The organism is Clostridioides sp. ES-S-0005-03, from assembly GCF_020658455.1.
Taxonomy (GTDB): Bacteria; Bacillota; Clostridia; order Peptostreptococcales; family Peptostreptococcaceae; genus Clostridioides.
The window spans coordinates 1-251 of sequence record NZ_JACVWI010000043.1 but is presented as its reverse complement, the minus strand read 5'-3'; the positions used below and the strand labels follow the sequence as shown (position 1 = coordinate 251).

1 tRNA gene and 1 rRNA gene are annotated in these 251 nt (G+C 44.2%); both read left to right on the top strand.

The features are described 5' to 3' along the window. Positions 1–96, top strand: a 16S ribosomal RNA gene (locus IC218_RS21755); the annotation flags it as partial. A gap of 55 nt (positions 97–151) precedes the next feature. Continuing rightward, positions 152–227, top strand: a tRNA-Ala gene (locus tag IC218_RS21750). Positions 228–251: the final 24 nt, after the last annotated feature.

Here is a 251-nt window from a genome sequence, read left to right as displayed (position 1 = left end):
ACCTTTTGGAAGAAGTCGTCGAAGGTGGAATCAATAACTGGGGTGAAGTCGTAACAAGGTAGCCGTATCGGAAGGTGCGGCTGGATCACCTCCTTTCTAAGGAGAATTGCCTACTGTTTAATTTTGAAAGTTCTTTATGAACTTCATATTTGGGGGTGTAGCTCAGTTGGGAGAGCACTTGCCTTGCAAGCAAGGGGTCAGGAGTTCGACTCTCCTCATCTCCACCATTAAGAGTATATTACTTAAATCTT